The sequence below is a fragment of the Stenotrophomonas bentonitica genome (assembly GCF_013185915.1).
Taxonomy (GTDB): domain Bacteria; phylum Pseudomonadota; class Gammaproteobacteria; order Xanthomonadales; family Xanthomonadaceae; genus Stenotrophomonas; species Stenotrophomonas bentonitica.
Window position 1 is genome coordinate 246,550 of sequence record NZ_JAAZUH010000003.1, and the last position, 26,396, is coordinate 272,945.

The 26,396-nt window shown below is 67.9% G+C and carries 23 protein-coding genes and 1 riboswitch; of the genes, 11 read left to right on the top strand and 12 right to left on the bottom strand.

Features of this window, described 5'->3' with window-relative positions; all coding sequences use genetic code 11:
* Positions 1-153 precede the first annotated feature (153 nt).
* Entirely contained in the window at positions 154-1,563 is a 1,410-nt protein-coding gene (locus HGB51_RS17045) for a DEAD/DEAH box helicase (RefSeq protein ID WP_070207055.1), read from the top strand.
* 162 nt (positions 1,564-1,725) lie between these two features.
* Here HGB51_RS17045 and HGB51_RS17050 read toward each other — a convergent pair whose 3' ends face one another.
* Both HGB51_RS17050 and HGB51_RS17055 read right to left on the bottom strand, forming a co-directional pair.
* The gene (locus HGB51_RS17050; protein ID WP_256123589.1) at positions 1,726-4,290 is read right to left on the bottom strand and encodes a M14 family zinc carboxypeptidase; all 2,565 of its coding nucleotides are present in this window, start codon (positions 4,288-4,290) and stop codon (positions 1,726-1,728) included.
* Positions 4,291-4,320: 30 nt separating this feature from the next.
* Positions 4,321-6,963 carry a TonB-dependent receptor gene (locus tag HGB51_RS17055; RefSeq protein ID WP_070207057.1) on the bottom strand — a complete coding sequence of 881 codons (2,643 nt, stop codon included), beginning with the start codon at positions 6,961-6,963 and terminating at the stop codon, positions 4,321-4,323.
* Between the two features lie 152 nt (positions 6,964-7,115).
* Between HGB51_RS17055 and queD the strand changes: the two genes are divergently transcribed.
* Positions 7,116-7,469, top strand: coding sequence for a 6-carboxytetrahydropterin synthase QueD (gene queD, locus HGB51_RS17060; protein WP_070207058.1), 354 nt, complete (start codon positions 7,116-7,118; stop codon positions 7,467-7,469).
* A 186-nt stretch (positions 7,470-7,655) separates the two neighbouring features.
* On the opposite strand, the gene HGB51_RS17065 is transcribed toward queD, so the two are convergent.
* The 3 genes from HGB51_RS17065 to HGB51_RS17075 form a co-directional block, all read right to left on the bottom strand.
* Positions 7,656-8,774 carry an alpha/beta fold hydrolase gene (locus tag HGB51_RS17065; RefSeq protein WP_070207059.1) on the bottom strand — a complete coding sequence of 373 codons (1,119 nt, stop codon included), beginning with the start codon at positions 8,772-8,774 and terminating at the stop codon, positions 7,656-7,658.
* Between the two features lie 83 nt (positions 8,775-8,857).
* The gene (locus tag HGB51_RS17070) at positions 8,858-10,321 is read right to left on the bottom strand and encodes a sensor histidine kinase (RefSeq protein WP_070207060.1); all 1,464 of its coding nucleotides are present in this window, start codon (positions 10,319-10,321) and stop codon (positions 8,858-8,860) included.
* Entirely contained in the window at positions 10,318-11,040 is a 723-nt protein-coding gene (locus tag HGB51_RS17075) for a response regulator transcription factor (protein WP_070207061.1), read from the bottom strand. Before HGB51_RS17075 ends, HGB51_RS17070 begins: the two co-directional genes overlap by 4 nt.
* Positions 11,041-11,187: 147 nt before the next feature.
* On the opposite strand from HGB51_RS17075, the gene msrB reads away from it, so the two are divergent.
* From msrB to msrA, 3 genes are read left to right on the top strand one after another with little or no spacing between them, the layout of a single operon-like run.
* A complete protein-coding gene (gene msrB / locus HGB51_RS17080; protein WP_171966903.1) occupies positions 11,188-11,727 on the top strand; it encodes a peptide-methionine (R)-S-oxide reductase MsrB in 540 nt (179 codons plus the stop codon).
* A gap of 36 nt (positions 11,728-11,763) precedes the next feature.
* Entirely contained in the window at positions 11,764-13,542 is a 1,779-nt protein-coding gene (locus HGB51_RS17085; RefSeq protein ID WP_070209668.1) for a cytochrome c biogenesis protein DipZ, read from the top strand.
* Between the two features lie 14 nt (positions 13,543-13,556).
* On the top strand, positions 13,557-14,294 hold the full coding sequence (gene msrA / locus HGB51_RS17090; protein ID WP_070209666.1) for a peptide-methionine (S)-S-oxide reductase MsrA: 738 nt from the start codon (positions 13,557-13,559) through the stop codon (positions 14,292-14,294).
* A 7-nt stretch (positions 14,295-14,301) separates the two neighbouring features.
* On the opposite strand, the gene bioD is transcribed toward msrA, so the two are convergent.
* The gene (gene bioD / locus HGB51_RS17095; RefSeq protein ID WP_171966904.1) at positions 14,302-14,985 is read right to left on the bottom strand and encodes a dethiobiotin synthase; all 684 of its coding nucleotides are present in this window, start codon (positions 14,983-14,985) and stop codon (positions 14,302-14,304) included.
* A 96-nt stretch (positions 14,986-15,081) separates the two neighbouring features.
* On the opposite strand from bioD, the gene HGB51_RS17100 reads away from it, so the two are divergent.
* Together HGB51_RS17100 and HGB51_RS17105 are read left to right on the top strand one after the other, a co-directional pair.
* A complete protein-coding gene (locus HGB51_RS17100) occupies positions 15,082-15,564 on the top strand; it encodes a GAF domain-containing protein (RefSeq protein ID WP_070208976.1) in 483 nt (160 codons plus the stop codon).
* Entirely contained in the window at positions 15,561-15,926 is a 366-nt protein-coding gene (locus tag HGB51_RS17105) for a TfoX/Sxy family protein (protein ID WP_070208977.1), read from the top strand. Before HGB51_RS17100 ends, HGB51_RS17105 begins: the two co-directional genes overlap by 4 nt.
* A 69-nt stretch (positions 15,927-15,995) precedes the next feature.
* Here the strand turns inward: HGB51_RS17105 and HGB51_RS17110 are convergent, their stop codons facing one another.
* Positions 15,996-16,577: a histidine phosphatase family protein gene (locus HGB51_RS17110; protein ID WP_070208978.1), complete on the bottom strand. Its 582-nt coding sequence runs from the start codon at positions 16,575-16,577 to the stop codon at positions 15,996-15,998.
* A gap of 81 nt (positions 16,578-16,658) precedes the next feature.
* Positions 16,659-16,884, top strand: a riboswitch (cobalamin riboswitch).
* Positions 16,885-16,942: 58 nt separating this feature from the next.
* On the opposite strand from HGB51_RS17110, the gene btuB reads away from it, so the two are divergent.
* The gene (btuB, locus tag HGB51_RS17115; RefSeq protein WP_070208993.1) at positions 16,943-18,784 is read left to right on the top strand and encodes a TonB-dependent vitamin B12 receptor; all 1,842 of its coding nucleotides are present in this window, start codon (positions 16,943-16,945) and stop codon (positions 18,782-18,784) included.
* A 68-nt stretch (positions 18,785-18,852) separates the two neighbouring features.
* Here the strand turns inward: btuB and gph are convergent, their stop codons facing one another.
* Positions 18,853-19,503, bottom strand: a complete 651-nt coding sequence (gph, locus tag HGB51_RS17120; RefSeq protein WP_070208979.1) for a phosphoglycolate phosphatase — start codon at positions 19,501-19,503, stop codon at positions 18,853-18,855.
* A gap of 288 nt (positions 19,504-19,791) precedes the next feature.
* Here gph and HGB51_RS17125 point away from each other — a divergent pair, with 288 nt between their 5' ends.
* Complete coding sequence (locus tag HGB51_RS17125; protein WP_070208980.1) at positions 19,792-20,430, top strand: NAD(P)-dependent oxidoreductase; 639 nt, start codon at positions 19,792-19,794, stop codon at positions 20,428-20,430.
* Between the two features lie 249 nt (positions 20,431-20,679).
* Here HGB51_RS17125 and dinB read toward each other — a convergent pair whose 3' ends face one another.
* Positions 20,680-21,759 (bottom strand): DNA polymerase IV, encoded by a 1,080-nt coding sequence (dinB, locus tag HGB51_RS17130; RefSeq protein ID WP_070208981.1) that lies wholly within the window; start codon positions 21,757-21,759, stop codon positions 20,680-20,682.
* Positions 21,760-22,001: 242 nt separating this feature from the next.
* Between dinB and fabA the strand changes: the two genes are divergently transcribed.
* Positions 22,002-22,517 (top strand): 3-hydroxyacyl-[acyl-carrier-protein] dehydratase FabA, encoded by a 516-nt coding sequence (gene fabA / locus HGB51_RS17135; RefSeq protein WP_070208982.1) that lies wholly within the window; start codon positions 22,002-22,004, stop codon positions 22,515-22,517.
* Positions 22,517-23,725, top strand: a complete 1,209-nt coding sequence (fabB, locus tag HGB51_RS17140; RefSeq protein WP_070208983.1) for a beta-ketoacyl-ACP synthase I — start codon at positions 22,517-22,519, stop codon at positions 23,723-23,725. Before fabA ends, fabB begins: the two co-directional genes overlap by 1 nt.
* A 75-nt stretch (positions 23,726-23,800) precedes the next feature.
* Here the strand turns inward: fabB and HGB51_RS17145 are convergent, their stop codons facing one another.
* The 3 genes from HGB51_RS17145 to HGB51_RS17155 are packed head-to-tail and all read right to left on the bottom strand — an operon-like array spanning position 23,801 to position 26,309.
* The gene (locus HGB51_RS17145; RefSeq protein ID WP_070208984.1) at positions 23,801-24,481 is read right to left on the bottom strand and encodes an HAD family hydrolase; all 681 of its coding nucleotides are present in this window, start codon (positions 24,479-24,481) and stop codon (positions 23,801-23,803) included.
* A complete protein-coding gene (locus tag HGB51_RS17150) occupies positions 24,478-25,182 on the bottom strand; it encodes a pseudouridine synthase (protein WP_070208985.1) in 705 nt (234 codons plus the stop codon). Before HGB51_RS17150 ends, HGB51_RS17145 begins: the two co-directional genes overlap by 4 nt.
* Positions 25,179-26,309, bottom strand: coding sequence for a class I SAM-dependent methyltransferase (locus tag HGB51_RS17155; protein ID WP_070208986.1), 1,131 nt, complete (start codon positions 26,307-26,309; stop codon positions 25,179-25,181). The genes HGB51_RS17150 and HGB51_RS17155 overlap by 4 nt, the downstream gene beginning before the upstream one ends.
* Positions 26,310-26,396 lie beyond the last annotated feature (87 nt).

The window sequence follows — 26,396 nt, forward strand, 5'->3', positions numbered from 1 at the left end:
ATTCGTCATGCATTCCAGTCTGCGCACCGCGCCGGCTGCACCCAATTCTCGCAGCGCGGTTCACGGGAACGCTCCGAGTCAGCCGATCACATCGATCTGCCGCACGTCCGGCCAATGGGCCTGGCGTTACTTCGTATTTGGAGCTTCCACCCGATGTCTTTTGAAAACCTGGGCCTCGCCCCGTTCCTGCTGCGCGCGTTGTCCGAGCAGGGCTATGAAAACCCGACCCCGATCCAGGAGCAGGCGATCCCGCTGGCCCTGGAAGGGCGCGACCTGCTGGCCGGTGCACAGACCGGTACCGGCAAGACCGCCGCGTTCGGCCTGCCGCTGCTGCAGCACCTGGGCACCAATCCGCAGGCCGTGAACGGCCCGCGCAAGCCGCGTGCGCTGGTGCTGGCCCCGACCCGCGAACTGGCCACCCAGGTGCATGACAGCCTGCGCAGCTACAGCAAGTACCTGCGCATTCCGAGCGCCTGCATCTACGGCGGCGTCGGCATGGGCAACCAGTTCGACGTGCTGCGCCGTGGCGTGGACCTGCTGGTGGCCTGCCCGGGCCGCCTGATCGACCATCTGGAACGTCGCAGCGTCGACCTCTCCGGCATCGAGATCCTGGTGCTGGACGAAGCCGACCGCATGCTGGACATGGGCTTCCTGCCGTCGATCAAGAAGATCCTGGCCAAGCTGCCGCGCCAGAACCGCCAGACCCTGCTGTTCTCGGCGACCTTCGAAGAGAGCATCAAGCAGCTGGCACTGGAATTCATGCGCGACCCGGCGCAGATCCAGGTGACCCCGAAGAACACCGTGGCCGAGACCATCACCCACCGCGTGCACCCGGTCGATGGCGCGCGCAAGCGCGAGCTGCTGCTGCACCTGCTGGCGCAGGACAGCCGCGAGCAGACCCTGGTGTTCGGCCGTACCAAGCACGGCTGCGACAAGCTGGCGATGTTCCTGGACAAGGCCGGCATCAAGACCGCCGCGATCCACGGCAACAAGAGCCAGGGCCAGCGCCTGCGTGCGCTGGGCGACTTCAAGGCCGGCCGCGTGACCGTGCTGGTGGCCACCGACATCGCCGCGCGCGGTATCGACATCAACGAGCTGCCGAAGGTCATCAACTACGACCTGCCGATGGTGCCGGAAGACTACGTGCACCGTATCGGCCGTACCGGCCGCAATGGTTCGACCGGCCAGGCGATTTCGCTGGTGGCGCAGGACGAAGCCAAGCTGCTGCGCCAGATCGTGCGCCTGCTCGACAAGGACATGGACATCCGCGACGTGCCGGGCTTCGAGCCGCAGACCCCGATCCGCTGGGGCAACAGCGCGCCGGGCAAGGCCGAAGTGCCGGGTGGCGACCGTTCGCCGCGCAAGCACGCGCGTCGTCCGCACGGTGAAGCGCCGCGTCATGCGCATGCCGGTGCCAAGAGCGGTGGCGGCCAGCGTGACGGTTCCGGCCGCGGTGCGAGCCGTGGCGCCGGCAACGGTGCGCCGCGCGGCGGTGCGCCGTCGGGCCAGCGCCGTGGCGGTGGCGGCCGCGGTCCGGGCGGTGGTGGTCATCGCGCCGGTTGATTCGAGCGGTTGGTGAAAGTGAAAAAGGCGACGCATCTGCGTCGCCTTTTTCGTTCCGGCACCGCGATGACACGCGTGGCGTGTCACTACGCATCCGTGACCGTGGTCCGCGTAGAGACACGCCATGCGTGTCCCACGGAACGTCGCACCGGGCGTCGCCCATCATCCCCGCGGCTTGGTCGGGTTCAACAGGTTTCCGAAGAACACCGCGTTCAACAGCAACCGCTCGGTGCCATGCCAGTACTTGCGGTGGGCCGGGTCATCGGCGAACAGCACTACGTTGCCCTGCCCCTGCGGCGAGACCAGCAGCCAGGCGGCACCGGCCACGCGGGTGCGGTTGCTCTCCGACAGATACCCGTTCACCCGGGGCGTCTCGTCGATCCTCACCACCGTGGAAAAGGCATTGCGGCTCGGCTTGAAACTGATGCCGTTTTCCTTGTTCACCGCCAGCTGGTTGCGCGGCAGGCCGAAGCCCAGCGGGTGGCTGGTGTCGACGTCGGCACTGAGGATGTTGCCGCTGACCCGCTCGATCGCGGCGATGTCGCGCTGGTCGCCGAAGGCGCGACGGGCGCTGTCGGGCTCCTTCTCTTCGGCACCCAGCACTTCATCGCTGAGCTTCTGCTCGATGGCCCACTTGGACGCGCTGCCGTAGGTGACCAGCGAACCGCCGGCGTTGATCCAGCGCTTCAGCGCAGCCACTGCAGCCGCATCCACGCCGCCGTAGGTGCCACCGGAGAGCACGATGGTGGTGTAGCGGTCCAGGTTGACCTTGCCCAGCTGCGCTGGGTCCAGCTTGCTGGCCGGCAGCTGCACCTGCTGGTCGAGCAGGAACCACGCCGAGCCGATCTCGGTGGCGCTCACGCCCTCGCCCATCACCAGCGCCACCGCCGGCTTGCGCAGCGCCTTGACGCTGTCGCTGCCGAGGTCGATGCCGCTGCGGCTCTGACCGCTGGCCAGCGCATGCACCTGTACGCCGCTGCTGCGCGCCACCTCGTCCACCACTGCCAGCAGTGCATCACCGGCCAAGGTCTGCCCGGCTACGGGAATCACCACGCTGCCGCGCGCGAAGGCCTGCTCGCCGCCTGCGGTAGCGGCGGTGAACGGCTGGAACGCGGCACGGGTTACCACGCCCCTGGCCTGCAGCGCGTACAGCGCTCGGCTGGCGTTGTAGTCGCGCCAGTCGAACACGTAGGCGTAGCCCGCCTGGCCACCGCTTACGCCACCGCGTTCGGCCGGCAGTGCATTGATGCGTTCACCCGCATCCAAGCGGCTGCGGCTGCCGGCGAAGGCCAGTCCGTAGGCCGGCGCAATGGCATACGAGGTACTGCCGTAGAACACATCGCCCTTGATCGGCGGTGTTTCGGCGAAGATCGAATGCACCAGGCGGAACTGCGGCTGCGCGGTTGGCACCACGTACGCACTGCCCGGTTCGAAGCGCTGACCGTCGACGGTCACTGAAGAGGTCAATGCCTGCACGGTGATCTGGTGCTGCAGCAGCAGGTCGAGCAGGCGCCGGGTCAGGCCCGGGTCCTTGGCGTCGCCGAACACGAACGCCTTCACCGGTTGCTGGTTGGCCTGCTTCAACGCCGACTGGAAGAATTCCTTCTGCAGCTTCAGCAGCCCCTCGCGCTCGGTGACCGCACCGCGCACGGTGCCCAGCCCGGTGGCGACCTGGTTGCGGATGGTGAAGGGGAAGGTCAGCAGGCCGTTCACCGATTCCTGCACGCGGCCGCGCGAGCTGGCCTGTTCCACGGTTACGCCTACCGCGCCGTGGAAGTCCGGATAGGTCGAGCCGTACACCGGCGAGAAGTTGTCGAAGTTTTCCCCGGTGTAATACAGCGAGCCGAGTGCATCCAGTGACTGCGCGTGATACTTCGCCAGGGTCTTGTTCCACTCATACGACGACGCCGGCAACAGGGGGCTGTGCATGCTCGCCGGCGACGGTTCGAAGTAGTAGGTGCTGTCCTTGCCCATTTCGTGGAAGTCGATCTGGACGTTGGGGTACCACTGGTGGAAGTACGCGATCTTCGGACGCGTGTCCTGCTGGGTCAGCGCCAGCCAGTCGCGGTTGAGGTCGGTGAAGTAGTGGTTGGTGCGGCCCTGCGGGAACGGCTCCACGTGCTCCTTGTCGGCCGGGTCGGACGACGCCGGCGAGCTCGCATACGCGTTGTGCCAGCTCGCCGCGCGGTCGCGGCCGTCCGGGTTCTGCGCCGGGTCGAACAGCACCACCGCGCGGTCCAGCCACTGCGCGGTTTCGGCGCTGCGACTGGCCACCAGGTAGTAGGCGGTGAGCAGCGCGGCTTCGCCGCTGGAGGTTTCATTGCCATGCACGCTGTAGCCCAGCCACACCACCACCGGGCTGTTGCCCGCCGCCGACAGCGGCTGCGCCGGGTCGGCCAGGGTCACGTGCTGGCGGCGCAAAGACTCCAGCTGCTGCTGGTTCTGCGCCGACGTCACCGTGGCGATCAGCAGCGGACGCCCTTCGTAGCTGCTGCCGATGCGCTCGACCTTGATCTTGTCCGAGTGTTTCGCCAGCTCGTCGAAGTAGGCCACCAGCTGGTCATGCCGCGTGTAGCGGTTGCCGATCTCATAGCCCAGGAACTGCTGCGGGGTGGGAATGGCCGGATCGAAATCACCGGCCTTCGGGAAGAAATAGGCGCTTTGCGCGAACGCCGGCGCCGCCAGCAACCACAACGAACCCAACAACCAGGCGATGGGACGCGACACACCACGGTACAAGGACACAGCAACCCCCAATCAGAAGCGGTAATCGAAACCAACAGTGAAGTAGCGACCGCGCAGGTCGTACTGGCTGAAGTCGTACGGCGCACGGATGCCCGGGAACGAAGCGTCGTACGGCGGTTCCTCGTCGGCCAGGTTCTGGATCTTCGCGTACAAGGTCAGCTTCTCCAGCCCGGTGTAGGCCAGGTACAGGTCGAACTGGCTGTACGAATCGACGCGGTCCTGCACCGAGGTGGCCGCAGCGCTCGCCTTCTGGTCATAACCGCTGGTGTAGTACCAGGTCAGCGCAGTGCGGAAATCGCGGTACGTCCAGTCCAGCGAGGTGGTGGCCTTGTTGGCGGGAAGCGTGGCGCCGAGGTTGCTGCCGGCGTAGTCCACCAGCGGGCCACCGACCACGGTCGGGCGGCGGTAGTCGCGCACGTGGGTGAACGCGGTGGAGAGGGTGAAGTCGCCGGCGCGTTCGGTGGGGAAGCGCTGGCGCAGTTCCACGTCGAAACCGGAGGTCTTCAGCTCGCTCAGGTTCTGGTAGCGGTTGAACACCGCCAGCAGCTTGCCGCGCTCGTCGCGGGTGACCGCACCGGGCACGTCATTGGTGACCAGGGTCTGGGTGTTGTTGGTGCCGACCAGGTTTTCCAGTTCGATGCGGTAGTAGTCCACGCTCAGGCTGGTGTTGCTCCACGGCGACAGCACCACGCCAAGGTTGTAGCTTTTGGTGCGCTCGGGCTTGAGGTCGCTGTTGCCGACGGTGAAGAAGGTCGGATTCTGCCGCGAGCCGGGCACGTCCGGGTCGCGCGGGTCGATCACGCTGCCGTAGGCGATGCTGGTGCTGTTGGAGTTCTCCGACAGCGACGGTGCGCGGAAGCCCTTGGACGCGGCCGCACGCACCAGCAGGATGTCCCACGGCTGCCAGCGCAGGCTCAGCTTGGGCGAGAACGCATCGCCAAAGTCGCTGTAATGGTCGGCGCGCGCGGCCGCCTGCAGTTCCAGGCGTTCGGCCAGCGGCACGTTGACTTCGGCATACGCGGCGGTGACCTTGCGTTCGCCGTGCACTTCGGCAATCGCCGGGCGGATCTGCAGGCCGGCGTCGATCTGCCACGGGTTTTCCGAGTCCAGCTTTTCGCGGCGCCATTCGAGGCCGGCGGCGAAGCCGACCGGGCCGGCCCAGGTGCTGCCCAGGCCGCCGGAGATCTTGGCATCCACGCCCTGCAGCACCGACTCCGCCGGACGCAGCGTGCTCAGGTTGATGCTGTCGATCACCGCCTGCGGGGTGGCCGAGGGGTTGAGCAGGTTGTAGCTGCCGGTGGCCAGTGCGTCGGCCAGGGTCCAGCGGTTCGCGAAGCCGCCGGAGACGGTTTCGCGCTCGCTGCTGCGCGCGCCGAACGCGCCCACTTCCCAGTCCCAGTCCTGCAGGCTGCCGCGCAACCCGACCACGCCGCGGTAGGCGGTGGAACGGTTGGTCTTGAAGCTGGGGCCGAGGTTGAAGAAGGTGTATTCGATCGGGATGGGGCGCCCGTACGGATTGAACGGGCTGCTCGCCGGCAGGTTGGACGAGACCGGCTCGGCCAGCCCGGTGTCGGCGTTGAGCGCGAAGCGGCCGCTTTCCAGGGTGAAGAACGGGCTGCTGCCGAACCACGCCACGCCCTTGATCTCGCTGTAGATCACTTCGCCGAACGCTTCGACGTTGTCGTTCACCTTGAAGGTGCCGTTGACGTAGGCCTGGTAGCGCTTGGTCGAGGGAATCAGCGTGGTGTAGGGCGCCAGGTTGTAGCCGCAGGTGTTGCCGGGCAGGCCGTCGATCGGCGCGCTGGCAACCAGCGTGGTGTTTTCCGGGCACTGGCCGTTGGCATCGAGCATCGGCACCGAGGTGCCGTTGACCAGGAAGCGCGCGCCCTTGGCCGACCAGCCGTTCCAGCGGCCACCGGGCTTGTCGGTGTAGATGCCCGACTTAGTGAGGTCGCGCTGGTCCTGGTCCAGGCGTTCGCGGTTGTAGCCTTCCAGGCTGACCAGGATGTTGTAGCCATCCGCTTCAAGGTCGCCGATGCCGCCGATGAACTTGAGGTTCTGTTCGTCCAGCCCGCCCTGGTCGGCGGTGCCGACGCTGCCGCCGAGCTCGGCGCCTTCGAAGCCCTGCCGGGTGATGATGTTGACCACGCCGGCCACGGCGTCGGAGCCGTACACGGCCGACGCGCCGTCCTTGAGCACTTCGATGCGCTCCACCGCGACCATCGGCAGTGCGTTGAGGTTGACGAAGGTGTCGGACAGGCCACCGGCCGGGAAGCCGTAGTTGGCCAGGCGGCGGCCGTTGAGCAGCACCAGCGTGTTCTTCTGCGAGAGCCCGCGCAGGCCGATGCCGGCCGAGCCGGAAGCCCAGCCATTGTTGGTGGTTTCGTTGGCGGCGTTGCCGGTGTTGGCGCTGATCGAACGCAGCAGGTCGGCAACGGTGGCCTTGCCGGTGGCTTCGATCTCCTGGCGGCCGATCACCTGCACCGGGTTGGCGGTTTCGGTGTCGGTGCGCTTGATGTTGGAGCCGGTGACACGCACGGCGGCGAGGGTCTTGCTGTCGTTGGCGGCGTCAGCGGCGGCGTCTACGGCAAATGCAGGCAAAGGCGTAGCCAGAGCGGCGGAAAGCGCCGCTACAAGTAGGGTGTGCTTGGGCATGAACTCGGTGGGGGTTGTGAGCGAGTAGTTCCGCAGTAGTCCATGCCAAGGGCTTAACGGGCCAATAACATCGCTTCATGCGGATATAACGAAAAGTAACATCTCTTCATCCGGATGGATATGTTTTTGTTGGATGGCCGTACAATGGCGGCATGGAAATCTTCAAAGTCTTTACCCTCGAAGCGGCCCACCGCCTGCCCAACGTGCCGCCGGGCCACAAGTGCGCGCGCCTGCACGGCCATTCGTTCCGGGTGGAACTGAAGGTCGAAGGCGAGCCGGGCGAACACACCGGCTGGATCATGGATTTCGGCGACGTCAAAGCGGCCTTCAAGCCGATCTACGACCGCCTGGACCACCACTACCTCAACGACATTCCCGGCCTGGAGAACCCGACCAGCGAAGTGCTGGCGCGGTGGATCTGGAATGAGCTCAAGCCGAGCCTGCCGGCGCTGAGCGAGGTGACCGTGCATGAGACCTGCACCTCGGGCTGCCGCTACCGCGGCTGAGCGCCAACCCCTTGTTCCTGAACGGATTAGTTGGAACACCGGCGGGTTCAGAAATTAGTTGTTGCAATGCACCAAGATCGGCGTATGCTGCATTGCATCAAACGGAATTTGCGTGGGTCCCTCCCCCCACGCAATCCAGGACCCGACAGAACCCTCCCTCTGTCGGGTCTTTTTTTTGCCCCGGGGTTACCGGGGCGTGGCCAGCGGCCTCACCACCTGCACCAGCGTCATCAAGGTCTTGCCCGGCTCTTCCCACGGCATCATGTGCGCGGAATGTTCGAACCACACGCCTTGTTTGAAGGGCGCCTGCACGTTTTTCAACCAGCGTTCGGTGGGTGCCGTCGGGGTGGTGTAATCGTGGCGGCCCATGAACATCACCACCGGGATCGGGAAACGGGTGATCGGGTTGAAGTTCACCTTCAGCATCTGCGGCAGCAGCGGTCCCAGTGACAGCACGCTGCCTTTGTCGAGGTTGCAGCGGTCTGCATCGGTGTACTCCGGTGACAGCTTCGCGGCGCCGAAGTAGTACTTCGAATCATCGCGGTAGGCGGTCAGCCCGCCGTAGTACTGTGGCCAGGTGCGCGCGGTGATGATGCGTTCGCGCGTGATCGGGGTGTTGCCCGGGTACGGTGCAATGGCTTCCAGTTCGGCGACGGCCTTGGCGTTGCCGTGCGCTTTGGCCTGCGCCAGCCCGTAGTCGAAACTGATCTTCTCGTTCTCCACCTGGTTGATGATCTGCCCGATGCCCACGTAGGCATGGAACAGGTCCGGCCGCTTCAGCGCCGCCTGCATTGCCACGATGGTGCCCCAGCTGTGCGCCATCAGGATCACCTTGGGCTGGCCCAGGTGGGTGCGCAGGTGTTCGGCCACTTCGATGGCGTCGTCTATGTAACGCTCGATGGTCAGGGTCGGTGCGACCTGCTCCGGCGGCGCTTCGGCATACGTTTTCCCGGCGCCGCGCTGGTCCCAGTCGACAACGGTGAAGTATTCCTCCAGCGGACGCTGGAACTGCCACAGGCTGGGAGTGACCGGGCTGGCGGGGCCGCCGTGCACGAACAGCAGCACCGGGTTGGCCCGGTCGTCGCCGCGGATGGTCAGCCACTGGCGCAGCCCGCCGATGGGGGTGGCGTAGTGCTCCTGGATGCCGTTGGGCGTGGTGATCCGCTGCAGGTCGCGCACCACCGCGCGTGCGGGTTCGAGGGCGGCGGTGTCAGGGCAGGTATCAGCCGCGACGGCGTTGCAGGCCAGCGCCATCAGGCCCAGCGCGGACAGGACGAAGCGTCGGCAGTTCGGGGCACTGGTCATCAGTCGTTCCTCGCGCGTCGGTAGGCTTCATTGCAACCGGTTGCGGACCGCATCCCCAGTGCCGGTGGTCGCCATGACCACGGTCATGCACGCGGCAGGGTGAACACGAACAACGCGCCCTCGCGGCTCTCCATCAACCGGATCTCGCGCCCATGCAGCTGCAGGATGCGGTGCACGATCAGCAGGCCCAGTCCGCCGCTGTCCGGGCGGTCGCTGCCCAGTGCCGGCGGGGTGTGGAACAGGTCGTCGCGACGCGCCGCCGGAATGCCCGGGCCGGTGTCGGCCACGCTGACCTGGACCTCGCCCTGCACCGCCTGCAGCGTGACCGTGATCCGCCCTCCTTCCGGGGTATGCCGGATCGCGTTGTCGAGCAGGTTGGTGAGCACCCGTTCGATCAGGCCCAGGTCGGCGTCCACCGCCGGCAGCCCGGGTGGGATCTCCGCCACCAGCGCCTGCCGCCGGGCCTGCGCGGCCAGCTCGAATTTCTGGAACACGTCCTGCACCAGGTCCGGCAGCGAGAACGCCTGGCGGTCCAGCACCACCCCGCCGTGCTCCAGCCGCGCCAGCTCGAACAGCGCCTGCGCCAAGCGGCCGACCTTGTGGCTCTGCGACAGTGCGATGGCCAGGTAGCGCTGGCGCTCCTCCGGGCTCAGCGTGGCGTCCTTCAACGCCAGCGTTTCCAGGTAACCGTGCAGCGACGACAGCGGCGTGCGCAGGTCGTGCGAGATGTTGGCGACCAGCTCGCGCCGCTGCAGGTCCTGCTGGCGCAGCTGCTGCCATTGTTCGTTGAGCCGCTGGCCCATGTGCCCGAAGCTGTGCTGCAGGATCGCCAGCTCGTCGCGCTCACCGGCGCGCAGCGGCGTGGGCGGTACCGGCTGTGCCGGCGCCGCCGCGTCCACGTCGAAGGACTGCACGCGCCGGGTCAGCAGGCGCAGCGGGCGCGTTACCCAGCGGAACGCCACCGCGCCGGCCAGCAGCCCGATCACCGCCACGATCGCCAGCGACCACAGCGTGGTGCGCAGGCTGGCATTGGCGGCGATGTTGGCCGCCAGCGCCTCGCGCTGCTCGCCCACCAGCACCACGTAGATGTAGCCCGCCTGGCGCCCCTGCACGAACAGCGGCGCGGCGTTGAACACCTTGCGGCCGGTTTCACTGCGTGGGTCGTCGCCGAGGATGGGCAGCGGCTCGTCGCGCAGCAGCGCCTGCACCGGCGCCAGGTCCACGCGGTCGCGCTTGAGGTGGCCGCTGGGCGCGTCGTGGCCGAGGATGCGGCCCTGGTCGTCGAGCAGGTACACCTCCACGCTGGGGTTCACCGCCATCAGCTTGCCGAACAGCGCGCGCACTTCGCCGCTGCGCATGCCGCCGCCGTCCATCAGTTCGCCGCTGCGGGCGATGTGTTCGGCCAGCCCGCGCGAGAGCCGCTGCACGGTTTCCTGCTCGTGCACGCGGGTGCTGCGCATCTGGATCGCCATCAGCGCGCCGCAGCACACCAGCAGCAGCGCGAAGAACGCCACCGACAACCGCTGCGAAAGACTCAGGCGGATCATGCCGACGCCGCCTCGCTGCCGTCGACCAGCTTGTAGCCGCGGCCCCACACCGTCTGGATGCGCTGCGGCGACGCCGGGTCGCGTTCGATCTTGTTGCGCAGCCGGTTGATGTGGGTGTTCACGGTGTGCTCGTAGCCGTCGTGCTGGTAGCCCCAGACCTGGTTGAGCAGGTCCATCCGTGCGAACACCTGGCCGGGATGGCGGGCGAAGAAGTACAGCAGGTCGAATTCGCGCGGGGTCAGCTCCAGCGCGCGCCCTTCCACCTGCGCGGTGCGTGCGACTGGGTCGATGCGCAGCCCGGCCACCGCCAGTTCACCGGCGTCGATGCGCGCGTTCTGCGCCATCGCTTCGACCCGGCGCAGCAGCGCCTTCACCCGCGCCACAAGTTCCAGCATCGAGAACGGCTTGGCCAGGTAGTCGTCCGCGCCCAGCTCCAGGCCGAGGATGCGGTGCACTTCGCTGGCGCGGGCGCTGGTGATGATGATCGGGGTGTAGCGGGCCATGCCGCGTGCGCGCCGGCAGATCTCCAGCCCGTCCACGCCCGGCAGCATCAGGTCCAGCACCAGCGCGCTCCACGGCTGCGCTTCGAGCAGGGCCAGGCCCTCGTCGCCAGTGGCAGCGTGGGTGACCTCGTAGCCCTCGTCGCGCAGGTGCATGCGCAGCAGGTTGGCGATGTGGACATCGTCCTCAACGATCAGGACCTGTTTTGCACTGCTCATCGGCACGCGGGGGAGTGGCGGGAAGGTAGCCGCATTGTGGTCGGATCCGGACCTGAATGTGTCACGGAAAATTTAACCCTGCGTGAGGATTCGTTGATCGGCCCGGGCGCAGCATGGCCCCATCGTATCCAGAGCTGGAGATCGGCCATGCAGTTCACCCGTCGCAGAGTACTTGGCATGGGCGCCCTGGGCGCCGCCGCCGGGCTGTTCGGGCTCACCGCCTGCAGCGCCAGCGCCCCGGCCGCCCCGGCGCCCTCGCGGCGCTTTGAAGTGATGCGCACCGACGCGCAGTGGCGCGAGCAGCTCACCCCTGCGCAATATTCGGTACTGCGCCGGCAGAGCACCGAGCGCCCCTTCAGCAGCCCCCTCAACAAGGAGCACCGGCGCGGTACGTTCGCCTGCGCCGGGTGTGGGCTGGAACTGTTCTCGTCCTCCACCAAGTTCGACAGCGGCACCGGCTGGCCCAGCTTCTGGGCGCCGCTGCACAACGCGGTGGCCGAGGACCGGGATACCACGCTGGGCATGCTGCGGGTAGAAGCGCACTGCCGCCGTTGCGGCGGGCACCTGGGCCATGTGTTCGACGACGGGCCGCGCCCGACCGGGTTGCGGTACTGCATGAACGGCGTGGCGATGAACTTCGTCGCTGCTGAGGAAGAGACACGCGTGCGGATTCCGAACCGCACGTAACGCATTCGCGATCCATCCGTTTACAGGGACTCAATGATGATCCTGCTTGTACTGGCCTACCTTGGCGGTGTGTTGACCATCCTCAGCCCGTGCATCCTGCCGGTGCTGCCGTTCGTGTTCGCGCGCTCGGACCGGCCGTTCCTGCGCAGCGGGCTGCCGCTGCTGGTCGGCATGGCACTCATGTTTGCGGTAGTCGCCAGCCTGGCGGCGGTGGGCAGCCAGTGGGTGGCGCAGGCCAACCAGGTCGGGCGCTGGATCGCGCTGGTGGTGATGGCGCTGTTCGCACTCGCGCTGCTGTGGCCCACCCTGGCCGACCGCATGCTCTCGCCGTTCCAGCGGCTGGGCGCGCGGCTGAGTGCTTCGGCCGACAAGGCCAGCGACGCCGGCCGTGGCGGCGTGGGCACCTCGCTGCTGATCGGCGTGGCCACCGGCCTGCTGTGGGCGCCCTGCGCCGGGCCGATCCTCGGCCTGATCCTGACCGGCGCGGCGCTGCAGGGTGCGAGCGTGGGCACCAGCGGCCTGCTGCTGGCGTACGCGCTGGGCGCGGCGACCTCGCTGGCGCTGGCGATCTGGATCGGTGGGCGGGTGTTCACCGCGCTAAAGCAGCGCCTGGGGGCCGGTGAATGGATCCGCCGAGGCCTCGGTGTAGCCGCGTTGCTGGCGGTGGTCGCCATCGCAATGGGCTGGGATACCGGCGTGCTGACCCGTCTTTCCACGGTCAGTACCGCAAAGCTGGAACAGGGCCTGCTCGACACCCTGCCCGGCCAGGCGCCCGACGCCGGCCCGGCGATGATGATGCGCGCTGCCGATGCACCAGACGGTGCGCCGCTGCCAGTGGAAGGCACACTGCCCTCGCTGGCCGGCGCCACCGGCTGGCTCAACAGCCCGCCGCTGAGCGCCGAAGGGCTGCGCGGCAAGGTGGTGCTGGTCGATTTCTGGACCTACTCCTGCATCAACTGCCTGCGCGCCCTGCCCTACGTGCGCGAGTGGGAACAGCGCTACCGCGACCAGGGCCTGGTGGTGATCGGCGTGCACGCGCCGGAGTTCGCCTTCGAACGCAACCTGCGCAACGTGATGGGCGCGGTGGACGAATTGAAGATCACCTACCCGGTGGCGATCGACAACGACTTCGCGATCTGGCGCGGCTTCAACAACCGCTACTGGCCGGCGCACTACTTCATCGACGGCAAGGGCCAGATCCGCGCGCACCATTTCGGCGAAGGCAACTACCGGCAGTCCGAGCAGATCATCCGCCAGCTGCTGCGCGAGAACGGTGCCACCCTGCCCGACGAACCGGCGCAGGCCATGGCCATGGCAGCCGCATCCCCGCGCGAAGGCGTGGAGCGCCAGGCCGACATGCGCAACCTGAAATCGCCGGAGACCTATCTGGGCCATGCGCGTGCGGAGAACTTCGCTTCGCCCGGTGGGCAGCGCAACGACCAGCCTGCTGATTACGTGGTGCCGCCGTCGCTGGCCCTGAACCAGTGGGCGCTGGCCGGGAACTGGACGGTGGGCGACGAGGACGCGCAGCTGCAGCGCGCCGGCGGGCGCATCGCGTTCCGCTTCCATGCGCGTGACCTGCACCTGGTGCTGGCCCCCGGTGAAGACGGCAAGCCGGTGCGCTTCCGCGTGCGCGTGGATGGCCAGGCGCCAGGCGCGGCGGCCGGTGGCGACGTGAGCGCCGATGGCAGCGGCGAAGTGAAGGAACACCGCCTGTACCAGTTGATCCGCCAGGACGGCGATGTCGGCGAACGCACCTTCGAGATCGAGTTCCTCGACCCCGGCGTGCACGCCTACGCCTTTACCTTCGGTTGAACCAGGAGAGACCCATGCGACTTTCCGTAGACAAACTGGTGGCCGGCGGCATCGCCGCCGTGATCGCCACGCTCACCATCACCGCCGTGTTGAACCTGGATCGGCCGGCGTATGCCGCAGGCGTCGAGAAGGTGGTCGCGGTGCCGGCGCCGAGCGGCGCGGCCGATCCGAAGCTGCCGGGCAGACGTGCCCAGGTGGTGTTCGCCGGTGGCTGCTTCTGGGGCGTGCAGGGCGTGTTCCAGCACATCAAGGGCGTGGACAACGCGGTGTCCGGCTACATCGGCGGCAGTAGGGCCGATGCCAACTACGCGCGGGTCAGCAGCGGCGGTACCGGCCATGCCGAGGCGGTGCAGGTCACCTACGACCCCAGCCAGGTGAGCTATGGCCAGCTGATGCAGGTGTTCTTCTCGGTGGTGCACGACCCCACCCAGCTCAACCGCCAGGGCCCGGACCGCGGCACCCAGTACCGCTCGGCGGTGTATGCCGACGATGCCGCACAGCGCGATGCCACCAAAGCGTATATCGCGCAGCTGCAGCAGGCACGCGCGTATACAGCGCCGGTGGTGACCACGGTCGATGGCGGCAAGCCGTTCCAGGCGGCCGAGGGCTACCACCAGAACTACCTCACCCTGCACCCGGAGTCGCTGTACATCCGCATCAACGACCAGCCCAAGGTGGCGGCGCTGCAGCGCATGTACCCGCAGCTGTACCGCGAGAAGCCGCGGCTGGTGTCGACGCTGTCGGTGCGCTGAAAGCCGCTCAGCCTGGCAGCAGGTGGCGGGCCAGCTGCGCCGGGTCCGCGCCCGGCGCGTACGGCAGGCGCCCCCAGAACGGCAGCGGCAGGCGCGCGCGCAGCAGTTCGACGTTGTCGTCGATGCGCTCCATCTGCGGGTCGACTTCATTGGCGATCCAGCCGATGCAGGTCGCGCCGCTGGCTGCGATGGCCTGCGCGGTCAGCCGCGCATGGTTCAGGCAGCCCAGCCGCAGGCCCACCACCATCACCACCGGCAGCTGCAGCGCGTGCACCAGGTGCGACTGGTCCAGCGTGGTCGAGAGCGGCGCCAGCCAGCCGCCCACGCCTTCCACCACCACCGTGTCGGCCTGGGCGCTTAGCCGGGCGAAGGCGGCCTCGATCGGCGCAAGCGACAGGGTGACCCCGGCTGCGGCGGCAGCCAGCTCGGGCGCCAGGGGCAGCGGCAACGCGTAGGGATTGAGGTCGGCGTAGGCCGGGCTGGGCAGGCTGGCGGCGAGCAGCGCGGTCGCGTCTTCGTTGCGCAGGCCTTCGGCGGTGTCTTCACAGCCGCTGGCGACCGGCTTCATGCCTACCGCGCGTTGACCGCGCTGGCGGAGGGCGTGCAGCAGGGCGCAGCTGCTGAAGGTCTTGCCGATGCCGGTGTCGGTGCCGGTGACGTAAAAGGCTGGCGGAAGCGCGGACGGGGACATGGCCGGACCGATGAACAGGGGCCTGCATTATCACCGGCACCGCAGCGTTCCGCGCCCGGCGGCCCGGTTCCGGGCCCCGCTTGCTAGACTGCGGCCATGTTCGATACCACCACGCTCACCGGCAGCAAGCCGGAACAGTACGGCCAGCTGCTGGCCCAGGCCCGCGCCCTGGTGCACGGGGAACGCGACCGCATCGCCAATGCCGCCAACCTGTCGGCGCTGGTCTACCACGCCCTGCCGCAGCTGAACTGGGTGGGTTTCTATTTCTACGACGGCACCGAACTGGTGGTCGGCCCGTTCCAGGGCCTGCCGGCCTGCGTGCGCATTCCGCTCAGCAAGGGCGTGTGCGGGGCGGCTGCGACGCAGCGGGTGACCCAGCGCATCGAGGACGTGGACGCGTTCCCGGGCCACATCGCCTGCGATTCGGCCTCGCGCTCGGAACTGGTGGTGCCGCTGTTCAAGGGCGACACCCTGGTCGGCGTGTTCGACCTGGACAGCCCGGTGCTGTCGCGATTCGACGCTGAGGACCAGGCGGGCCTGGAAGCGATTGCCGCGGTGTTCGTCGAGGCATTGGGATGAGCGCGAAGCTGCGCAACATCGGCCCCAAGAGTGCAGCCTGGCTGCGCCAGGTCGGTCTGCGCACCGCCGAGGACCTGGCCGCCGCCGGAGCGGTGGGCGCGTTCGTGAAAGTGCGCCGCGCCGGGTTCAAGCCCAGCCTCAACCTGCTGTATTCGCTGGAAGGCGCGTTGCAGGACTGCCATTGGCAGGAATTGCCGGAAGCGCGACGTACCGCGCTGGTGGCGGAGTACGAGGCGATCATTGCCGACAATCCGCTGAAGAAGGCGGGGCCGGCGTCTGGGCCGGTGTATGAGCGCAGCATGGTCAGTGATGACGACAGAGATGATGCGCCATTCGTTTCGGATGACGACGAACGAGCGTAGATCCGGTAGAGCCACGCCCTGCGTGGCTGCGTGACCCCGGCACCGCGCGCAGCCACGCAGGGCGTGGCTCTACCCCGGTTGCTGGAGCTCGAGGAGTTCTCCCCACAGCCCTTCTTCCCCGCGCTCGATGCGCAGCCGCACGCGGGTGCCGTGGTCTATGCGCAGGGCCCAGCACATCGCCATCGGCAGGCCGCAGACCTGCGAGAGCACCATGCGCAGCGGGCCGCCATAGCTGACCACCACGGTCGGCACGGCATCGGGTTCATCGAGCAGGCGGTGCAGCGCACGCGCGATGCGGCGCTCGAAATGGCCCCAACTCTCGCCATGCGGTGGCGGGTTGGTATGCGGATCCAGATGGAAGGCCGACAGCGCCTGCATCGGCAGTGCGTCCAGCGCCTGGCCGTCCCAGTCGCCGAAATCCAGCTCTTCCCATTCCTCGTCAGGCTCCACGTCCAATCCACGCGGCATTGCCAGCGCCTCGGCGGTGCCGACAGCACGCTGGCGCGGGGAGCACAGCACGCGCTCCCACGCCAGCTCCGCATAACGCTCGCACAGCGCCTCGGTGCTGCCGGCCTCCAACGCTGGGTCGGTGCGTCCGTCCAGATGGTCGTCGCGACCGGTGGCGGCGTGCCGGATCAGGTCCAGGATCATTGGTGCGGCACCCCTGCAAAAAGCGAGGCGCATTCTAACCGGTCGCGCCACTGCACTGGGCCAGGCGCAAAGGTTTGCTCTACACTGCGCGCACTTTCAGGTGACCTGCGGCGCATGCCGGCAGGTTGAAACGGGAAGCCGGTGACGCAACAGGTCCTGCCTGCTGCCAGTCCGGCACTGCCCCCGCAACGGTAAGCGTGGAAAAGCCAGGCAATACGCCACTGTGCTCGTGCATGGGAAGGCGCCTGGTGCGATGGCATGCCATCGGCCCGCAAGTCCGGAGACCGGCCTGGAAGACGACGGGTTGCGACGCGACCCCGCCCCCACCTTTGCCGCGCGGGCGTGCGCGGTGCATGGAGTCAATGATGAAGCTGCAGATCCAAACGCTTTCCCTTGCCGTTCTCGCGGCATTGCCGCTGCTGGCCGCCGCACAGGACGATGCCGCCGCGCTGGACCCGATCCTGGTCACCGCCACCCGCACCCCGATCGCCCTGCACGACAGCATCTCGCCGGCGCAGGTGATCGACCGCGCCGAGATCGAGCGCAGCCAGGCGCCGTCGCTGCAGGACCTGCTGCGCGGCCGCGCCGGCATCAACATCAACAACAGCGGCGGGCTGGGCAAGCAGAGCTCGCTGTTCCTGCGCGGCACCAACTCGGCCCACACCCTGGTGCTGGTCGACGGCGTACGCATCAACACCGGCGACCTCGGCCTGGCCATGCTGCAGGACCTGCCGCTGGCGCAGATCGAACGCGTGGAGATCGTGCGCGGCCCGCAGTCCAGCCTGTACGGCGCCGACGCGATCGGTGGCGTGATCCAGATCTTCACCCGCCGTAATGCCGGCGAGTTCGCCCCGCACCTGCAGCTGGGCGGTGGCAGCAACGGCCTGCGTGAAGCCAGTGGCGGCTTCGGCGGCACCGGCGCGCGCGGCTGGTTCGGCACCGACATCGCCTACCAGCACACCGACGGCATCAACGCCTGCCGTGGCGATGCCGCCACCTTCGCCGGCTGTGGCGCCGACGAGCCCGACCGCGACGGCTACCGCAATCTTTCGATGAGCCTGCGCGGTGGTTATTCGCTGACCGACACGCTGCAGGTGGAAGGCACCGCGCTGCGCGCCGAAGGCGAGAACCACTACGACGGTTACTACAACTATTCGGAAACGCTGCAGCAGGTGCTGGGCGGCAAGGTCCGGTACACGCCGAGCGAGCGCTTCACCCTGACCGCCAACGTCGGCCGCGCCGACAACGAGTCGGACAACTACAACGACAGCACCTGGCTGGGCGCGGCGCAGACCCACCGCGACAGCGCCTCGGTGCAGGCCGACGTGGGCCTCGCCGAGGGCCAGCTGCTCAGCGCCGGCGTGGACTGGAGCCAGGACAACCTGGACGGCAGCAGCGCCGGGTATCTGGTCGACAGCCGCGACAACACCGGCGTGTTCGTTCAGTACCAGGGCCGCTTCGGCGCGCACCAGCTGCAGGCCAGCCTGCGCAACGACGACAACGAGCAGTTCGGTAACCACACCACCGGCAGCCTGGGCTGGGGCATGGACCTGGCGCGCGGCTTCCGTTTGAACGCGAGCTACGGCACCGCGTTCAAGGCCCCTACCTTCAGCGACCTGTACGACCCGTGGAGCGGTGTGCCGGGCCTGGACCCGGAGAAGTCGAAGAGCGCCAACCTCGGCGTTGCCCAGCAGGGCGACGGCTGGCGTTGGGGGCTGGATGTGTATGAAACCCGCATCGACGACCTGATCACCTATGACGCCACCACCTTCATGATGTCGCAGGTGGAAAAGGCGCGTATTCGAGGTGCGGAGCTGACCGGTTTCGTCACGTTTGCCGGGTTCGATGTCAACGCGCAGCTGAGCCACACCGACCCGCGCAACCGCACCGACGGCAGCGCGCAGTTCGACAACTGGCTGGCGCGCCGTGCGCAGGACACCGCGCGGCTGGATATCGACCGCCGCTTCGGCGACTTCCGCGCCGGCGTCACCGCGACCGGTTCGGGCAAGAGGTATGACAACGCCGACGACACGGTGCGCCTGGCCGGGTATGGCACCGTGGACCTGCGCCTGGAGTATGCGATCAGCCGCGACTGGTCGGTGCTGGGTCGGGTGAGCAATCTGTTCGACCGCGATTACGAGACCGTGGCGTGGTTCAACCAGCCGGGGCGTGAGTACCGGTTGAGCGTGCGGTACCAGCCGAAGTAAGGCGGTTTGCAGTGGCCGGCATCGTGAGGTGCCGGCCGGGTCTACGTGGAGCCGGCCGGCGGCCGGCACTACAGTTGCAGCAGTTCCTGCAGGTTGTCCATCACCGCTACTGCTTCTACGTTTTCCAGGTCCAGGCCGCGCGGGTAGCCGTAGCGCACCAGTGCGACCGGCATGCGCGCGTCGACGGCGGCGCGGTAATCGGTGATCGAGTCGCCGACCATCAGCGCCGCTTCGGGCGCGACGTTGAACGCGGCTGCGATGTGCCGCAGCGGGTCGCCGCTGGGCTTGCGTTCGGGAAGCGAGTCGCCGCCGAGCACCTTCGCGAAATAGTCCTGCACGCCCAGGTGCGCGAGCAGCGGGCCGACCATCGCCACCGGTTTGTTGGTGCAGATCGCCAGCGGAACGTTGCGGGCCTGCAGTGCCTGCAGCGCCGGCACCACCCCGTCGAACAGGCGCGGGCTGCGCAGCAGGCAGGCCTCGTAGTGGCGCATGAAGCCGGGCATGACCTTGGCAAGGTCGATGTCGCTGTTGGCGGCGGTGAAGGCCTGTTCCACCAGCCGGCGCACGCCGTCGCCGATCCAGGTCAGCACCGTGGCTTCGGGCACGCGCGGCAGGTTCCAGTCTTCCAGGGTGCGGTTGAGGGCTTCGGCGATGTCAGGCGCGCTGTCGACGAGGGTGCCGTCGAGGTCGAAGATGACCAGCGGGTAGGGATAGGACACGGGGTTGCCTTGCGTGGGGAACGTTCATTGTAAATGCGGGCATGGATGATCGCTTGGGGCGGGCATGCCGTGGGGCGGGCATGCCGTGGGACACGCATGGCGTGTCGCTACGCGGACATGGTGCGTAGCGACACGCCATGCGTGTCCCACGCGGTGCCGAACGGCCCCGTACACGTCGCCGCCACCGCACTCCCTCCATCCGTGCAACGAATCGGCCCACTGCCGGGGGTGTTCCCCCGATCACACAGGCATAAGCTGGCCTTCCTCCCCCGCTACGGACGTCGCCCCATGAAGATTGCCCTCGTTGGTGCCACCGGCAACATCGGCCGTGAAATCACCCGCCAGGCCCTGGCCCGCGGGCATCAGGTCACGGCCATCGTGCGCCGCAAGACGGACCTGCCCGGCGAACTGGACGGTGCACAGCTGGCCGTGGCCGCGCTGGACGACACCGATGCCCTGGCGGCTGCCATCGCCGGCCACGACGTACTGGCCAGCGCGTTCGGCCCGCGGCCGGGCGACGACCCGTCCACGGTGACCACGGTGACCGCCGACCTGGTCAAGGCCGCCCGCCAGGCCGGCGTGCCGCGCTTCCTGATGGTCGGCGGCGCCGGCACCCTGGAAGTCGCCCCCGGCGTGCAGCTGGTGGACACCGAGGGCTTCCCGGACGCCTACAAGCCGGTGGCGCTGGCAGCGCGTGAAGCGTTCACGCTGCTGCAGAAGGTGGATGACCTGGATTGGACCTTCTATTCGCCCGCCGCCGAGATCGGCCCGGGACCGCAGAAGGGTGGGTTCCGCACGCAGGCGAAGCAGTTCCTGGTCGGCGCCGATGGGCACAGCCGGATCAGTTACGCCGATTACGCCGATGCGTTCGTGAGCGAGATCGAGTCGCCGCAGTATGTGAAGCAGGTGGCGACCGTGGCGTATTGAGGTCGGTGGGGCGACGTGCGGTTTCTGTTCGGGGTCATGCCCTACCGCGCGTTGCCCTGCCATCGGCGGTCGATTGGGATGCGACCCTACCAGCAGTTTTTCGCCTGCGCTGAGAGCGCGCGGTTGTTCGGACGCGGCGGGATTTCCTCGGTAGGGTCGCATCCCGATCGACCGCCGACAGCGGTGATCACACCGACTAAGGCATGACCCGGGCCCGAAGCAGCATCGACCCGCCACGCGCACCCACGGTCACCCGTTCAGCGGATCAAACAACCCCAGCTGCGTCACGCCTTCACGTTCGCGGAATCCGCCCAGCCCCACGCCCACCAGCCGGTAGCGGGTCTCTGCCGGCAGGTCTACCCGCGCGCGCAGCGCCAGCGCGATGTCGCGCAGTTCTTCCAGCGTTTCCGGCGGCGATTCCGGGGTGAAGCTGCGGGTGATGATGCGGAACTGCGAGGTCTTCAACTTCAGCACCACCGTGTGCCCCACCCGCTCGGTCTTGCGCGTGGCCTGCCAGGTCTTGCCCGCCAGTTCCACGATGGCCGGTTCCAGCGCTTCCAGCGGCAGGTCCTCGGCGAAGGTGTCCTCGGAGGAGATCGACTGCACCTGCTGGTCCGGTTCCACCGGCCGCTCGTCGATGCCGCGCGCACGCCGGTACAGGCTGCCGCCGTAACTGCCGAAGCGTGCTTCCAGCAACTCCAGCGGCAGCGCGCGCAGGTCGCCGACGGTGACGATGCCGAGCTCGGCCAGCTTGCCCTCCATCACCTTGCCCACGCCCGGCACGCGCTTCACCGGCAGCGGGGTGAGGAACTGTTCGATCCGGTGCGGCGGCACCACGAACTGCCCATCCGGCTTGCGCCAGTCCGAGGCGATCTTGGCCAGGAACTTGTTCGGCGCGATGCCGGCCGATGCGGTCAGCTGGGTCTCTTCACGGATCTGCGCGCGAATCTGCTGGGCGATCTCGGTGGCCACGGTCATGCCGCCCTTGTGCACGGTCACGTCTAGGTAGGCCTCGTCCAGCGACAGCGGCTCAACCAGGTCGGTGTGGCGCAGGAAGATCTCGCGCACCTGGCGCGACACCGCCTTGTAGCGCCCGAAATCCGGCGGCACGAACACCGCGTCCGGGCACAGCCGCTCGGCACGCAGCGCCGGCATCGCCGAACGGATGCCGAACACGCGCGCCTCGTACGACGCTGCGCAGACCACCGAGCGCGCGCCCTTCCACGCCACCACCACCGGCCTGCCGCGCAGCGACGGATTGTCGCGCTGCTCCACCGACGCGTAGAACGCGTCCATGTCGACGTGGATGATCTTGCGTTGTGCGGACACGGTGGTGGCTCAAGGCCCGGGGCGGAAGAGAGTTATGAACAGATTACAGCCACACGCCTGAGTATGGTCTTTTCATAACAACAACATGCGTTTTTCAAGCTGAAAACACTACGCCGGCGTACGGTTAAAACGTTTGATTGAATGAAAAATACGCTGCACTCTTGGGCACTTTCATTGGCAACAATCAGCCGCCTCCGGGCCGGCGCCAACCCGATGTCACCTTCCTCAGGATTGCGTTTTCCATGACTCGTCTCCACGCGTTCTCGCGCGAACAGCTGCTGGCCAGTGCCCGTGGCGAACTGTTCGGGCCGGGCAGCGGTCGCCTGCCCAACGATCCGATGCTGATGTTCGACCGCATCACCGACATCCGCGATGAAGGCGGTCCACACGGCAAGGGCTACGTGCGTGCTGAGCTGGATATCCGCCCCGACCTGTGGTTCTTCGGCTGCCATTTCATCGGCGACCCGGTGATGCCCGGTTGCCTGGGCCTGGATGCGATGTGGCAGCTCACCGGCTTCTACCTCACCTGGCTGGGCGCACCCGGCCGTGGCCGCGCACTGGGCTGTGGTGAAGTGAAGTTCACCGGCCAGGTGCTGCCGGACGCCAAGCTGGTGACCTACGAAATCGACATCTCCCGCGTCATCAACCGCAAGCTGGTCATGGCGCAGTCTGACGCGCGCATGCTGGTCGATGGCCGCGAAATCTATACCGCCAAGGACCTCCGCGTAGGTCTGTTCACTTCCACCGAGAACTTCTGATGCGTCGCGTCGTCATTACCGGAATGGGCATCACCTCGTGCCTGGGCAACGATCTGGACACCGTGTCCGCTGCACTGCGTGAAGGCCGTCCCGGCATCCGCAACCTGCCCGACCATGCCGAAGCCGGCCTGCGCAGCCACGTCGGCGGCAACGTCGAGCTGGACCTGGACGCGCAGATCGACCGCAAGCTGAAGCGTTTCATGAGCGACGCCTCGGCCTACGCCTACATCGCCATGCGCGACGCCATCGCCGACGCCGGCCTGGACGAGTCGCAGGTGGTGAATCCGCGCACCGGCCTGATCGCCGGTTCCGGCGGCGGTTCCAGCCAGTGGCAGGTGGAGTCGGCCGACATCCTGCGCGCGCGTGGCGTGCGCAAGGTGGGTCCGTACATGGTGCCGCGCACGATGTGCTCGACCGTGTCGGCGTGCCTGGCCACCGCGTTCCAGATCAAGGGCCTGAGCTATTCGTTGTCGGCCGCGTGCGCGACCTCGGCGCATTGCATCGGCGCCGCCGCGGACCTGATCCGGCATGGCGCACAGGACGTGATGTTCGCCGGTGGCGGTGAAGACCTGCACTGGTCGATGAGCGTGATGTTCGATGCGATGGGCGCGCTGTCCACCCGCTTCAACGAGACCCCGGCCACTGCCTCGCGCCCGTACGACAAGGACCGCGATGGCTTCGTCATCGCCGGTGGCGGCGGCATGCTGGTGCTGGAGGATTACGACCACGCCGTGGCGCGCGGTGCACGCATCTACGCCGAGCTGATCGGCTACGGCGTGACCTCCGACGGTGCCGACATGGTCGCCCCGTCCGGTGAGGGTGCGGTGCGCTGCATGCACATGGCGATGAAGGACGTGAGCGGTCCGATCGACTACCTCAACACGCACGGCACCTCGACCCCGCTGGGCGACGTCACCGAGCTGAAGGCGGTGCGCGAAGTGTTCGGCGAATCGATTCCGCCGCTGTCGTCGACCAAGGCGCTGTCGGGTCACTCGCTGGGCGCGGCGAGCGTGCATGAAGCGATCTACTGCCTGCTGATGATGCGCGATGGCTTCATGGCCGGTTCGGCCAACATCGGTGAGCTGGACCCGGCCGTGGAAGGGTTCCCGATCGTGCGCGAGAGCCAGGACGTGCAGTTGAACACGGTGATGTCCAACAGCTTCGGCTTTGGCGGCACCAATGCAGCGCTGGTGTTTGGCCGGGTGTAATGGCCGCCCTCCCGCGTGAACAGAAAACCCGGCCATGTGCCGGGTTTTTTGTGCGTGCGTCTCTTTGCGCGCGTCTCAGCGCGACAACAGCGGCAGCAGCAGTGCGTGGGCGTCGTGCAGGGAATTCACGATGCGGTGGCCGAGGGCGCGCAGCGCTTCATCGGGGTGCACCAGGTCGGGCACCTGGATCGCGGTCATGCCGGCGGCGAGCGCGGCGCGGGTGCCGGCCGGGGAGTCTTCCAGCGCCAGGCAGCGCGCCGGGTCCTTGCCGAGCTTGTGCGCGGCCAGCAGGTAGATGTCCGGCGCCGGCTTGGGATGCGCCACCTGGTCGCTGGTGACCACGTGGTCGAAGTACGGCAGCAGCCCGGCCGCAGCCAGCTTGCGGTTGGCGCGCGGCTGCCGGGTGGAGGTGGCTACCGCGCGCGGAATGCCGTGCGCCTGCAGCAGCTGCAGGAGCTCCATGATGCCCGGGCGCAGCGGCAGTCCCTGCTGGGTACGCGCTTCGTACAGGTCGTGGCAGCGCGCGTACAACACGGCCACCTGGTCGGCGCTGACGTGCTGCAGCAGCAGTTGTTCGCAGTCGCGGTCGCCCAGCCCGACCAGCCCCAGCCAGAAGTCATCCGCGAACGGCAGCTGCTGCTCCTGCGCCGCCTGCGACCAGCAGGCGATGGAGACCCGCTCGCTGTCGATCATCAGGCCATCCATGTCGAAGATGACCGCCTCGGGGAGGAACGGTAGCGCGGCGATCATCGTCATGGCACGTTGAACAGCGTTTCCAGGTCGGCAGCATCGAGGATGCGGTACTCGCCTTCCGGCAGGTCGCCCAGCGAGAGCCCGCCAATGCGGCTGCGGTGCAGCGCCTGCACGTGGTTGCCCACGGCGGCGAACATGCGCCGGGCCTGGTGGTAGCGCCCTTCATGCAGCACCAGTTCGGCCTCGCGCGGCGAGCGCACGTGCAGCTCGGCCGGCAACAGCGGCTTGTCGTCCGATTCCAGCATCAGGCCACCGCTGGCGAAGCGCGCGGCCTCGTCGCCGTGCAGGTCCTGCGCCAGGGTCACCTGGTAGGCCTTGTCCAGGCGCGACTTGGGCGAAACGATCCGGTGCAGCAGCGCGCCGTCGTCGGTCATCAGCAGCAGGCCGCTGGTGTCGCGGTCCAGCCGGCCCACCGACGACAGCAGCGGCGAACGCTCGCGGTAACGCGGCGGCAGCAGGTCGTAGATCAGGCGACCCTTGTCCTTGGTCGAACAGGTGTAGTCGCGCGGCTTGTGCAGCATCAGGGTCAGCCCCACCGGCGGGTCCAGCGGCTCGCCTTCAACGCGGATCGCGGCGTGCTCGACCTGGTCGTCGGCATACAGCACTTCGCCCTCCGCATCGGTCACCAGGCCCTCGCGGAACATCAACTGCACCTGCTTGCGGCTCCCATAGCCGAGGTTGGCCAGCAGCTTGACCAGCTTCATGCGCGCGTCCAGTCGCGGCCGCGGCCCGAGTCACGGCCCGGATCACGGCTGGGGGAAGGGCTGCGAGCCGGGCTGGCCTTGGCCTTGGTCGCCTCGATCAGCTTGAAGCCATCGCGCTCGGCAGCCACGCGCACGTCGCCGAAGCTTTCATTGAGGATCTGCTCGTACGGCAGGTGGCGGTTGGCCACCAGCCACATCCGCCCGCCCGGGCGCAGTGCTTCGGCGGCCACGGCGATGAAGCGGCGACCAATGTCGGGGCGGTCGCCGCGCGACGGGGTGTGGAACGGCGGATTGGTCACGATGAAGTCGTACTGGCCCTGCACGCCGGCGGTAACGTCGTGCCAGTGGAAACCCAGCTTGGCCGGCGAGGCCAGCTTCTCGAGGTTCTCCCGGGCCAGCGCCAGCGCGCGGCCTTCGGCCTCGAACAGGTCCAGTCCCGTCACCTGCGGGCAGCGCTGCAGCACCTCGGTGGAGAGGTAGCCGTAGCCGGCGCCCAGGTCGGCGCCGCGCCCGGCCAGGTCGGCCGGCAGCTGTTCCACCAGCAGCGCCGAGGCCGGGTCGATCCGGTCCCAGGCAAAGATGCCGGGACGGCTCTGGAAGCGCCCGCCCAGGATCCCGCGCGGCGCGTCCAGCGCGGCCCAGCGCTGGGCCAGCGCGGCGTCGTGCTGGCCGTTGAGCGGCGCGGTCCAGTACACCCGGCAGTGGTTCTTGGTCATCTTGCCGCCCAGCCCGGCCAGCTGCTGCAGGTCGCCTTCGCCGGAGCGCGCGCCTTCGTTGTTGTGCTGGCAGGCCACCACGATGCCGCCCGGGGCGGCCAGGGCCAGGGCGCGGGCGAACAGGGCGCGGGCTTCCTCGCGCTGGCGCGGCGGCAGCACCAGCACCACCGCGTAGCGGGTGGCGTCGGCGGTCAGCTGCTGCTCGTCACGCACGGTCCAGCCGCTGGCTTCCAGGGCGTCGGCGAACGGGCGGAAGCTCTGCTCGCAGACCAGCTGGCCCGGCTGGGCGCGTTCACGCAGCGGCCAACCGTCGCGGGCGCGCAGGAACAGCACCGGACCGGCCGGCCAGGTGAGCGCGCCGCCGAAGGGCAGGAACAGGGTTTCCAGGGGAGCGTCGTGCTGGGCAGCCATGCGGGGGCAGATCTTGAAAAGTGACCGCCATTCTACCGTTTCGCCCGATCCGCCTCGTTCCTGGCGCGATTTGCGTTTATTCAACGC